Source organism: Pseudoxanthomonas indica (genome assembly GCF_900167565.1).
GTDB lineage: Bacteria > Pseudomonadota > Gammaproteobacteria > Xanthomonadales > Xanthomonadaceae > Pseudoxanthomonas_A > Pseudoxanthomonas_A indica.
Genome location: NZ_FUZV01000002.1, coordinates 369,091 through 380,622, shown reverse-complemented (window position 1 = coordinate 380,622; position 11,532 = coordinate 369,091). Strand labels below are relative to the sequence as shown.

The 11,532-nt window shown below is 62.3% G+C and carries 9 protein-coding genes; 8 read left to right on the top strand and 1 reads right to left on the bottom strand.

Going from position 1 to position 11,532, the window contains the following annotated elements; genetic code table 11:
- Positions 1–177: 177 nt before the first annotated feature.
- From B5X78_RS12380 to B5X78_RS12360, 5 genes are all read left to right on the top strand, one after another.
- Complete coding sequence (locus tag B5X78_RS12380; protein WP_079724840.1) at positions 178–1,794, top strand: sensor histidine kinase; 1,617 nt, start codon at positions 178–180, stop codon at positions 1,792–1,794.
- 95 nt (positions 1,795–1,889) lie between these two features.
- Positions 1,890–3,278 (top strand): sigma-54-dependent transcriptional regulator, encoded by a 1,389-nt coding sequence (locus B5X78_RS12375; protein ID WP_079724839.1) that lies wholly within the window; start codon positions 1,890–1,892, stop codon positions 3,276–3,278.
- Between the two features lie 562 nt (positions 3,279–3,840).
- Positions 3,841–4,290, top strand: coding sequence for a pilin (locus tag B5X78_RS12370; protein WP_079724838.1), 450 nt, complete (start codon positions 3,841–3,843; stop codon positions 4,288–4,290).
- A 121-nt stretch (positions 4,291–4,411) separates the two neighbouring features.
- Positions 4,412–5,566, top strand: coding sequence for a methyltransferase family protein (locus B5X78_RS12365; RefSeq protein WP_188444674.1), 1,155 nt, complete (start codon positions 4,412–4,414; stop codon positions 5,564–5,566).
- A 93-nt stretch (positions 5,567–5,659) separates the two neighbouring features.
- The gene (locus tag B5X78_RS12360) at positions 5,660–6,517 is read left to right on the top strand and encodes a serine hydrolase domain-containing protein (RefSeq protein WP_176140853.1); all 858 of its coding nucleotides are present in this window, start codon (positions 5,660–5,662) and stop codon (positions 6,515–6,517) included.
- Positions 6,518–6,570: 53 nt separating this feature from the next.
- Here the strand turns inward: B5X78_RS12360 and B5X78_RS12355 are convergent, their stop codons facing one another.
- Complete coding sequence (locus B5X78_RS12355; protein ID WP_079724835.1) at positions 6,571–7,290, bottom strand: hypothetical protein; 720 nt, start codon at positions 7,288–7,290, stop codon at positions 6,571–6,573.
- Between the two features lie 223 nt (positions 7,291–7,513).
- On the opposite strand from B5X78_RS12355, the gene pilB reads away from it, so the two are divergent.
- The 3 genes from pilB (at position 7,514) to B5X78_RS12340 (ending at position 11,508) form a co-directional block, all read left to right on the top strand.
- Positions 7,514–9,247 carry a type IV-A pilus assembly ATPase PilB gene (gene pilB, locus B5X78_RS12350; RefSeq protein WP_079724834.1) on the top strand — a complete coding sequence of 578 codons (1,734 nt, stop codon included), beginning with the start codon at positions 7,514–7,516 and terminating at the stop codon, positions 9,245–9,247.
- Positions 9,248–9,366: 119 nt separating this feature from the next.
- Complete coding sequence (locus B5X78_RS12345; protein WP_079724833.1) at positions 9,367–10,635, top strand: type II secretion system F family protein; 1,269 nt, start codon at positions 9,367–9,369, stop codon at positions 10,633–10,635.
- Between the two features lie 9 nt (positions 10,636–10,644).
- Positions 10,645–11,508 carry a prepilin peptidase gene (locus tag B5X78_RS12340; protein WP_079724832.1) on the top strand — a complete coding sequence of 288 codons (864 nt, stop codon included), beginning with the start codon at positions 10,645–10,647 and terminating at the stop codon, positions 11,506–11,508.
- The last annotated feature ends 24 nt before the right edge of the window (positions 11,509–11,532 follow it).

The window sequence follows — 11,532 nt, the reverse complement described above, 5'->3', positions numbered from 1 at the left end:
GTAGGGAACAAACAAGCACGGCCGGGCGGACTGCCAAATTGCGTTGGATGGGCAATAGGTTGCCCAAGGCCCTCGGCCAGCCCCCTATTGTCGCCCACCGGGGCGGGCGGCGCAAAACCGGGCCTCCGGGGCCGGCCGTGCCTATACTGGTTGCACCGCTACAGGGGGAGTTCGCGCTTGCTGCAACGCCATTCGATCCTGGGTCGCATCGAATCCGCGCCACGCCGCGAGCTGTACTTCTTCGCCCTGTACCGGACGCTGGAGGCAGCCATCCTGGCAGGGCTGCTGTTCAGCCCGCTGTCGGACCTGCTGGGCCAGCAGCGCCATCCCCAGCTGGGCATCGCGGTCACCGTCGGCTACCTGCTGGCCTCGGTCATCCTGCTGCTGGTGGCGCGCAACCCGCGCGTACTGACCGCCACCGTCTTCGTCAGCCTGGCCGTGGACGTGCTGGCCGGCGCCCTGATTACCCATGCGATGCCCGCGGCCACCGCCGGCGTGGCGATGATGCTGCTGTTCAACGTGGCCTCGGCCGCACTGCTGCTGCCCACCGCGCGCTGGGCGATGGCCGCCACCCTGATGGCGGTGGGCGCGCTGACTTTCGAGTTCATCTGGACCTCGGTGCGCCACAACGGCAACGACCGCTCGGTGGCCGAGCTGATCATGTTCTGCATCAGCTACCTGGCGGTGGGCTACCTGGCCCACCAGATCAGCCAGCGCGCGCGCCACAGCGAGGCGCTGGCCGACAAGCGCGGCGCCGAAGTGGCCAACCTGGTGGAGATCAACGAGCTGATCATCCGCCGCATGCGCACCGGCGTGCTGGTGGTGGATGCCGAGAACCACATCAAGCTGGCCAACGAAGCAGCCAGCCTGCTGCTGGGCGATGGCAGCGAAGGCCGCGATGACGGCGGCGTGCTGTTGACCCATGCCGCACCCGAACTGGCGCGACGCCTGCAGCGCTGGCGCAATGGCTGGCAGGCCGATGACACGCCCATGCAGCTCTCGCCCGACCAGCCGGAGATGCAGCCGCGCTTTGCCCGCCTGCTGGCCGACAGCGAGACCTCGCTGATCTTTTTGGACGACGCCACGGTGGTGTCGCGCCGCGCCGAGTCGCTGACCCTGGCCGCTCTGGGCCGCTTCTCGGCCAGCCTGGCGCATGAAATCCGCAATCCGCTGGCCGCCATCAACTACGCGGTGCAGTTGCTGGAAGAATCCCCGCACATCATCGATGGCGACAAGCGGCTGCTGCAGATCATCCACCAGCAATGCCAGCGCACCAACGGCATCGTCGAAAGCGTGCTCGGCCTGGCGCGGCGCGAACGCGCCAACCCCGAGCACGTGGATCTCAACACCTTCGTGCGCCGCTTCATCGACGAGTACCAGCAGTCGCTGTCGATCGAGACCGACACGCTGGAGTCGGTGATCGGCAACAAGCCGGTGCCGGCGCTGGTGGATCTGCGCCACCTGCAGCAGGTGGTCACCGTGCTCATCCAGAACGCGATGAACTACGGCCGCCTGCCCGGCGAGCCCGCGCGGGTGCGGGTGCGGGTGTTCCAGGCCGAGAGCCGGCCGATGATCGACGTGATGGATCGCGGCCCCGGCATTCCCGAAGCGGTGGCCTCGCAGTTGTTCCGCCCGTTCTTCACCACCTCGGAGCATGGCACCGGACTGGGCCTGTATATTGCCCGCGAGCTGTGCCGTGCCAACCAGGCCACGCTGGAATACGTGGCCGTGCCCGGTGGCGGCAGCTGTTTCCGCATCACCCTGCCCGGCCCGCATGCGCTGTTGCCCGCTTGACCCGCGCCTGCGGATTTTTCATGGATGGTTTGCCAGACTAGCGGCCTCTCGCGCCTTGCCGCTAAACTGAATGGACAGGGGCAATAGGGGGATTCATGAGCGAAAACCGTAGCGCCCTTATCGTCGATGACGAACGCGACATCCGTGAGCTGCTGGTACTGACGCTGGGCCGCATGGGCCTGCGCATCGACACCGCGGCCAACCTGGGTGAGGCCCGCGAGCAACTCTCGCGCAATACCTACGACCTGTGCTTCACCGACATGCGCCTGCCCGATGGCAACGGCATCGAGCTGGTCGGCGAAATCTCGCGCAACTTCCCGCGCACGCCCGTAGCCATGATTACCGCCTTCGGCAATATCGAGCTGGCGGTGGAAGCGCTGAAAGCCGGCGCCTTCGACTTCGTCAGCAAGCCGGTGGATCTGACCGTGCTGCGCGGCCTGGTCAAGCACGCGCTGGAATTGAACAACGCCGAGCGCGCCGCACCGACCCCGCCGCCGCCGGAACAGGCCAGCCGCCTGCTCGGCAGTTCCACCGCCATGGCCACCCTGCGCGACACCATCGGCAAGGTCGCACGCAGCCAGGCGCCCGTGTATATCCGCGGCGAATCCGGCGTGGGCAAGGAGCTGGTGGCGCGCACCATCCACGAGCAGGGCGCACGCGCGGCCGGGCCGTTCGTGCCGGTCAACTGCGGCGCCATCCCGGCCGAGTTGATGGAAAGCGAGTTCTTCGGCCACAAGAAGGGCAGCTTCACCGGCGCGCATGCCGACAAGGCCGGCCTGTTCCAGGCCGCGCATGGCGGCACCCTGTTCCTGGACGAAGTGGCCGAGCTGCCGCTGCCGATGCAGGTCAAGCTGCTGCGCGCGATCCAGGAAAAGGCCGTGCGCCCGGTCGGCGCCGCGCAGGAAGTGCAGGTGGACGTGCGCATCCTCTCGGCCACCCACAAGGATCTGGGCGAGTTGGCCAGCGATGGCCGCTTCCGCCATGACCTGTACTACCGCATCAATGTCATCGAGCTGCGGGTGCCGCCGCTGCGGGAGCGCTCCAGCGATTTGCCGCAGTTGATCAGCGCCATCCTGGATCGCCTGGCCGAGCAGCATGGCCGCAATGCGCCGTCGGTCTCGCCCGATGCCATGACCGAACTGCGGCGCTATGCGTTCCCGGGCAATGTGCGCGAACTGGAGAACATTTTGGAACGCGCCCTGGCCATGGCCGATGGCCACAGCATCGAGGTCGAGGATCTGTACCTGCCCCAGGCCGGCGCCGCCCGTGGCGGTGAGCCCGGCGCCAGCCCCGGCACCATCGTCAGCCCGGTGGACCTGGACCCGGCCGGCGGTCCGCTGCCCAGCTACATCGAGCAACTGGAGCGCGCGGCCATCCAGAAGGCGCTGGAAGAAAACCGCTGGAACAAGACCCGCGCCGCCGCGCAGCTGGGCATCACCTTCCGCGCCCTGCGCTACAAGCTCAAGAAGCTGGGCATGGAATGAAGGCAGCGGCGGAGGCCAGGCCCCGCCGCTCCTTTTATAGGTATAGGTCAGGATCTGACCCGGTTTGTCCGGGTCGGACGCGATTGCGTCCGGGCAGGGGCCGGCCAAGCCGGCGCAGGTTCGCGACGCAGGCGCTTCGACCGACCGGCCTCCTCCGGTCCGTCGCGCGACAGTAATCCGACACACGGCCGCCTGCCCGCCGGAAATCTGACCTGTTGCGTCGCTATGTGACGTTGTGCGTCAGCTGCTGCGGACGGCCACTCGCGAGTTGAATCCAGCGAGCGTCGGGAATTCGCCAGATTGTGATGAAACAACGCTTTGTGGACCGCTTTCCCGATATCCAACTTTTGAGTTTGCTGCCATAGTTCGCCTCGACTTCGGCACCTGGGGTCTTTTCTGTGACCTGCTAAAGGAAACAGGAAAGTGGTTCCGACAGTTGGCACGCATTCTGCAATTGTTCCAATGCCAGTGCGTCGTGTTGCACGGCGCCCACGGGTCCACGTTAGGGACACGGGGCCGGTGTGTCCTTAACTATCCAAGCCAATCCTGAAAGGGGAATGTAATGAAGAAGAACATGCAGGGCTTCACCCTCATCGAACTGATGATCGTGGTCGCCATCATCGCCATCCTGGCCGCCATCGCGCTGCCGGCCTACTCCGACTACACCAAGAAGGCGAAGGTTTCGGAAGTCATCACCGCTGCTTCGGCTTCGCGTACCGCGATCTCGGAGTTCGTGGCTTCGAACAACCGTCTGCCGACCCAGGCTGAGTATGAGCCGCAGTCGGTTGCTACCCAGTACGTTTCGGGCATCACCTGGAACGGCACTGCCGTTACCGCCACGGCCACCGGCATTGCTGATGACGTCGATACCGACACCATCACCCTGACTCCGGATGACGCACAGGCTGGCAACGGCGTTATCGGTCGCTGGACCTGCGATGGCACCATCGAGCCGCAGTTCCGTCCGGGTTCCTGCCAGGGCGCTGCCGCTGCTCCGGCCAATGGCGGCTGATTCATCGAGAAAATTGCGTTCCGAGTTGGGGGGCCTTGCGCCCCCCAACTCTTTTTTGTCTTCCGCATCGGTTCTGCCTGCCTCGTCAGTGCCTATTCGAACAGGCCTTACGGGCCTTTTCATGGCCACACTTGCATGGGTGGCAATACTTCATTGGCGATTGCCTGCATTGCCAGCCATCGTACTGCTCGTTGTGTCAACGGCAATTCCTATGTGGTTGCTGGAATTGCGGCGCCATTCCCGCGCATTCGACCATGGGGACCATGAGCGTCAAGTCCCGCTGAAGCAACTCCGACTTCAACGCTTGATTGGGTTGGCCGGCGTAGCGATTCTGTTTGCATCATCCATCACCATGCAGAATTTCCTGGCGAAGGACTGGATTGTGGGCGTCTATGAGTGGACGCTGCCTGCCGCGCCTGTCCTTGGCTTCTTTTGTCTCTGGCAACTATTTTGTCGGCCCGGCCCTCCATCACCAATCGAAGAACTCGGCATATCGATTGTCGGAGCCTGGAACCAAAAAAGGCTAGACGCTGGCGGCGTACAGATTCTTCTGGGCTGGGTCGTCAAGGCTTTTTTCTTGCCCTTGATGCTGGCTTGGTCATATGTCTGGTTAGCAGACGCCAGCGATCAAAATTGGAATAGCATTGGCTGGGCGTCTTTCTTCGCCATCGCGATGGCATGGCTGTATGCAATCGATACCGCATTCGCCACTATCGGTTACATGTCCACGTCGCGGCGGATCGGCGCCCACATACGATCCGTAGATACGGCGTTACTCGGTTGGCTATCCGCCCTCGCCTGCTATCCACCCTTGAGCTTGCTCGTGCTGCGCACATGGCTTGAGTACAAGGATGGATTCGAGTGGGATGCGTGGCTGCACGCATCACCCGCCTTGGCTCTTGTATGGGGAGCCGCCATATTACTGCTAACCGCGATTTACACGCTTTCGACCGTCATGTTCGGACCGCGTTTTTCGAACTTGACCAATCGCGGAATCATTACGTCCGGCCCATACCGCTATTGCAAGCATCCGGCCTACTTCTGCAAAAATCTTTCTTGGTGGTTGATCTCAGTTCCGTTCGTTGCGAATGCAGGCCTCAAGACCGCACTTTTCAACAGCCTTGCTCTGATTGGTGTGAACATCATCTATTGGCTCCGCGCGAGAACAGAAGAGCGTCATCTGATGCAGGACGAGTCATACCGCCAATATGCGGCCTGGATCGATAAGCACGGCTTGCTTGGCAGTCTTCGCCACAGGTTGGCAGGGCGGTCCTGATCCATGCCATTGCCTAGAATCGTCAGTTTGGCGGCATTCCTTGGGGTATGCCTGAGCGGATGTGCGCAGGGTGACTCGCCGCGCGGAACATGTGTGAGGACGTTTCTAAGTACGCAGACGGAACTGCATCATGGCCAAGCCGTTTTCAGTGACTTGAATGGCAACTCCACCGCGATGGCGGGGGACCTCAAGGCCAAGCTTCGTTTGGCATTCAACAGAAAGCTGCCAGCAGCAAGCCTTAGCAAGCCCATCACAGCCAGCGATATCCGCCAGCTTGTCGACACGCGTGCACTGTCACTTGACGGTCGGATCGCCGATTTACTTCCTCTATCCGCGCTCGATTCAGTAGATGCCGCACATCGTGACATCCGCCTTCGACATCTTCTCCAGCACGCTGCTGGCTTTGACCGCAGCATAAGCGGCGATCCACTCTGGAGTTCTGATGGGTTGCACGAACCTAAAGCGGACTGCATGGCTGCGGCGGACTACATCTTAAGGGCTCGCTTCGATTTCGTTCCTGGCGAGCGAGTCGCTTACAGCAACGCCGGATATTGCCTGCTTGGGAAGATCCTGGTCGAGCACATGGACCACATCCCATCGACAGATCTAACTATGATTCAATCGCCCCTGGGATCGGCCGGCGGCTGGTTTTCTACCCTTGGGGAACTGCACAATCGTCTGTTTGAGACCTTGCCGTTGCGGCATATCGACGACAGTGTTTCTCTGCCGGATGGCAGCCACTACGACTTTGGTTGGCGGCACTGGCCCGATACAGTGCAAGGACCGAAGTGGACGCATTTCGGGCGCCAGCCTGGCTTGATGACCGTCGCTGTGACCGATGGTCGACACAAACTAATGGTTGCGTACTTTGACGGAGACCCTGCTGACGTGGATTCGACTGCACTTACGCTTGCCCGAGGTGCCTGGCGATGCATGGAGCTTTCCGAGTGACTCGGAATGGCTCTTGGCCGCAGGACGCAGCGACGACTTGCAATTGGATTTGCTCACCTCCGAGAAACGTTGCGCCTTGTACCCGGCCATGCCGCTACCGGCATGCCGGAACTCGCATCGAGCCACATGACACCGTTGGCCCGAGTAGTGACCAGTACTACTTCCTTGACCTGTTGCTTTAGCCCGGCTCGTTCGGATTCTGCCAACTCAACGTGACGTGCCACTGCCAGCAGCGCCGGAGCGGACTCCGAGAACTCGACATACCGAGACGGCATCTTGTCGAGATCAACACCTGATTGAAGGGTGGCGAAGAGCAGATCTTGACGTTCTTGGTCATTTTTTGGCGCCAAAGCGCCAACGAGCGTGGGGCCACTCCAGGACAACCTCCGCCATTCCTCCTTGTTGGCTTTCGCCAGTTCAGACGGTTCAATCTCGTTTGCGAACACCAAGCTCATGCGCATGGGCATGGCTACCAGAAACACTGGCCGTGAAACCCAGAGCGTATGCAATCCGTAAGATAGGAAGGCTAGCTGCAGAATCGCTATGACCGTCAGATCGAATCGCAAACTGGGTTTACCCGCCTTGTAAACTACAAGCGTCAGCAGCGGGCCGGCGACCAGATCGATACCCCACATGACGTAGAGGAGGCGATCAGGCGCCGCGACGCGGTATAGGCCGAAGGGAAACCATGTGTGCAGAGCCGTGAGGGCAATGCCGCCAATCAGCAACAGGCTAAGCAGCAGATGCACGGCAGAGGCTTTCCAGCGATTCATTGTGGTTCCGTGAGAAGGTCGGGCATATGAGATTCTGTGGAGGGGTCCCTCGGCTTGCAATCCGGCTGAGACCGCCACGGCTGCATGGACCGCGATGCACCCCACAAGTTCTACCATCGAGCCATGGCCGAGCCGGCGGCTTCGGGGTTACCTTATCCCGGTGACCCCGCCAGTTGGCCCGGTCCTTGCGTTCTGCCCTTTGCCCCGTTGCCGAGACTTGCCCATGAATGCTGTCGCCGCCCCCAACCTCGTCGGAATCACCGGCATTGCCCGCCGCCTGGTCATGGACGGGGCGATGGACGAGTCCGCCGCGCGCGCCAGCATGAGCCAGGCCAGCGATGCCAAGGTGCCGCTGGCCCAGTGGATCACCGACAAGAAGCTGGTGACGGCCGCGCAGATGGCGGCGGCCAACGCAGTGGAATTCGGCATGCCCCTGATGGACGTCAACGCCTTTGACGTTTCCCACAACGCGGTCAAGCTGGTCAGCGAAGACCTGCTGCAGAAGCACCAGGTCCTCCCGATCTACAAGCGTGGCAACAAGCTGTTTGTGGGCGTTTCCGACCCGACCAACAAGCTGCAGGCATTGGACGAAATCAAGTTCCACACCAACTTGGTGGTGGAGCCGATCCTGGTCGACGATGATTCGCTTCGCCGGGCTCTGGACCAGTGGATCAATGCCTCCAGCAGCCTGACGGGTACTTTTGGTGGCGACGACGATGAAGGGTTGGAAAACCTGGAAGTCGGGAATGACGACGACGCCGCCAGCGAAGCAGGCGTCGACGCCAAGGGCGACGACACGCCGGTGGTCAAGTTCGTCAACAAAGTGCTGATTGACGCGATCAAGCGCGGCGCCTCGGATATCCACTTCGAACCCTACGAAAGCGACTACCGCGTGCGCCTGCGCATCGACGGCATCCTGAAGCAGGTGGCCAAGGCCCCGGTGAAGCTGAGCCAGCGCATTGCCGCGCGCCTGAAGGTGATGTCGCAGCTGGACATCGCCGAAAAGCGCGTGCCGCAGGACGGCCGCATCAAGCTCAACCTGAGCAAGAGCAAGCAGATCGACTTCCGCGTCAGCACCCTGCCCACCCTGTTCGGCGAGAAGGTGGTGCTGCGTATCCTGGACGGCAGCGCGGCCAAGCTGGGCATCGACAAGCTGGGTTACGAGCCGGACCAGCAGAAGCTGTTCGAGGACGCCATCGCCAAGCCCTACGGCATGGTGCTGGTGACCGGCCCCACCGGCTCGGGCAAGACGGTGTCGCTGTACACCGCCCTGGGCATCCTCAATGACGAAATCCGCAATATCTCCACGGTCGAAGACCCGGTGGAAATCCGCCTGCCCGGCGTCAACCAGGTGCAACAGAACGTCAAGCGCGGCATGACCTTCGCCGCGGCCCTGCGCAGCTTCCTGCGCCAGGATCCGGACATCATCATGGTCGGCGAAATCCGCGATCTGGAAACCGCCGAAATCGCCATCAAGGCCGCGCAGACCGGCCATATGGTGCTGTCGACCCTGCATACCAACGACGCCCCGCAGACCATCGCCCGCCTGATGAACATGGGCATCGCGCCCTACAACATCACCAGCTCGGTGACCCTGGTCATCGCCCAGCGCCTGGCACGCCGGCTGTGCAGCCGCTGCAAGCGCCCGGCCGAGCTGCCGCACCATGCCCTGATCGCCGAAGGCTTCACCGAGGCGGAGATCAGCAAGGGCTTCACCCTGTACGAGCCGGTCGGCTGCGACGAGTGCACCGAGGGCTACAAGGGCCGCACCGGCATCTATCAGGTGATGCCGATGAGCGAGGAAATCGCCACCATCGTGCTGGAAGGCGGCAACGCCATCCAGATTTCCGAAGCCGCCCAGCGGGCCGGCGTGCGTGACCTGCGCCAGTCGGCGCTGATGAAGGTCCGCAATGGCGTGACCAGCCTGGCCGAGATCAACCGCGTCACCAAGGACTAATCACCTGCCGGGCGTGTAAACCCTGCCCCGCGTCACAGGCGGGGGGAGTTCCCTTCCCGGCAATAACGGCTACCATGCGGGGAGTAGTCCGGTGGGGGAAGCCGGACGGGGAAACCAATATGGCTGCCAGCCGATCCGTTGCCAAGAAGTCCGCCGCTGCCGCCGCAGGTCCCCTGCGGGAAACGGCGCTGACCACCTTTGTGTGGGAAGGCGTCGACAAACGCGGCGTCAAGATGAAGGGTGAGCAGGCGTCCAAGAACGCCAACATGCTGCGCGCCGAACTGCGCAAGCAAGGCATCACCCCCAACGTGGTCAAGAACAAGCCGAAGCCGCTGTTTGGCTCCGCGGGCCGGACCATCAGCCCCAAAGAAATCGCCTTCTTCAGTCGCCAGTTGGCGACAATGATGAAGTCAGGCGTGCCGATTGTCGGCTCGCTGGACATCATCGAGGGTGGGCAAAAGAATCCCCGCATGAAGAAAATGGTCGGGACAATCCGTGCCGACATCGAAGGCGGTTCTTCGCTGCATGAAGCCATTAGTCAACACCCGGTGCAGTTCGACGAGCTCTACCGCAACCTGGTCCGTGCCGGCGAAAGCGCCGGTGTGCTGGAGACCGTGCTCGACACGATCGCCAATTACAAAGAAAACCTGGAAGCGCTGAAGGGCAAGATCAAGAAGGCGATGTTCTACCCGGCGATGACCATTGCCGTGGCGATTATCGTCAGCGCGATCCTGCTGATCTTCGTGGTGCCGCAGTTCGAAGAAACGTTCAAGGGCTTTGGCGCAGAGCTGCCGGCGTTCACCCAGATGATCGTGGCAGCGTCGCGATTCATGGTGGCCTACTGGTGGCTGTTGCTCATCATCCTTGTAGGCGCCATCTTCGGCACTATCTTCTTCTTCAAACGCTCACCCGCCTTCCAGCATTTCGTCGATCGCATGATCCTCAAAGTGCCGGTCATCGGCGAAATCATGCACAACTCGGCCATCGCCCGCTTTGCCCGCACCACGGCCGTGACTTTCCGCGCCGGCGTGCCGCTGGTGGAAGCGCTGGACACCGTGGCCGGCGCTACCGGCAACACGGTCTACGAGAAAGCCGTGCATCGCATCAAGGACGACGTGGCCGTGGGTTACCCGGTCAACATGGCGATGAAGCAGACCAACCTGTTCCCGCACATGGTCATCCAAATGACCGCGGTGGGTGAAGAGGCCGGTGCGCTGGACACCATGCTGTTCAAGGTGGCCGAGTACTACGAACAGGAGGTCAACAACGCAGTCGACGCGCTGGCCAGCCTGATTGAGCCCTTCATCATGGTCATCCTGGGCGTGCTGGTGGGTGGCATGGTGATTGGTATGTACCTGCCCATCTTCAAACTCGCCGCGACCATTTAAACTGGCCCGATGGCATTTCTAGATCAGCATCCCGGCCTCGGCTTCCCAGTCGCGGCCGGTCTTGGCCTGTTGGTGGGCAGCTTCCTCAACGTGGTGATCCTGCGCCTGCCGCGCAAGCTGGAGTGGCAGTGGCGGCGTGAGGCGCGCGACATCCTGGAAGAACAGGACATCTACGACCCGCCCCCACCGGGCATTGTGGTCGAAAGCTCGCACTGCCCGCACTGCAAGCACAAGCTGTCCTGGTTCGAGAACATCCCGCTGATCAGCTGGCTGGCCCTGCGCGGCCGCTGCCGACATTGCAAGGCGCCCATCTCGCCGCAGTACCCGCTGGTGGAGCTGCTGACCAGCGTGCTGGTGGTGGCCTCGGTCTGGCGCTTCGGCTTCGGCTGGCAGGGCTTTGGCGCGGCGCTGTTGAGTTGCTTCCTGGTGGCGCTGTCGGGCATCGACCTGCGCACCCGCCTGCTGCCGGACCAGTTGACCCTGCCGCTGATGTGGCTGGGCCTGATCGCCAGCGTGGAAAACCTGTACCTGCCGCCCAAGTCGGCCGTGCTGGGGGCGATGGCCGGCTATATCTCGCTGTGGTCGGTGTGGTGGCTGTTCAAGCAGCTGACCGGCAAGGAAGGCATGGGCCACGGCGACTTCAAGCTGCTGGCGGCGATTGGTGCCTGGACCGGGTTGAAGGGCGTGCTGCCGACCATCCTGATCTCCTCGCTGGTGGGGGCGATCATCGGCTCCATCTGGCTGGCGGTGAAGGGGCGCGACCGGGCTACGCCGATTCCGTTCGGGCCGTATCTGGCGATTGCCGGGTGGATTGTGTTTTTCTGGGGTAAGGATTTGATTGATGCTTACCTTAGATTTGCGGGGATGAGGTAGAGGGTCGGCTTCGGACTGCCCCCC

What these genes read in the sequence shown, in the direction of transcription:
- B5X78_RS12375 (WP_079724839.1), top strand. Translation starts at nt 1,890, where the DNA reads ATGAGCGAAAACCGTAGCGCCCTTATCGTCGATGACGAACGCGACATC.
- B5X78_RS12370 (WP_079724838.1), top strand. Translation starts at nt 3,841, where the DNA reads ATGAAGAAGAACATGCAGGGCTTCACCCTCATCGAACTGATGATCGTG.
- B5X78_RS12365 (WP_188444674.1), top strand. Translation starts at nt 4,412, where the DNA reads ATGGCCACACTTGCATGGGTGGCAATACTTCATTGGCGATTGCCTGCA.
- B5X78_RS12355 (WP_079724835.1), bottom strand. Translation starts at nt 7,290, where the DNA reads ATGAATCGCTGGAAAGCCTCTGCCGTGCATCTGCTGCTTAGCCTGTTG.
- pilB (WP_079724834.1), top strand. Translation starts at nt 7,514, where the DNA reads ATGAATGCTGTCGCCGCCCCCAACCTCGTCGGAATCACCGGCATTGCC.
- B5X78_RS12345 (WP_079724833.1), top strand. Translation starts at nt 9,367, where the DNA reads ATGGCTGCCAGCCGATCCGTTGCCAAGAAGTCCGCCGCTGCCGCCGCA.
- B5X78_RS12340 (WP_079724832.1), top strand. Translation starts at nt 10,645, where the DNA reads ATGGCATTTCTAGATCAGCATCCCGGCCTCGGCTTCCCAGTCGCGGCC.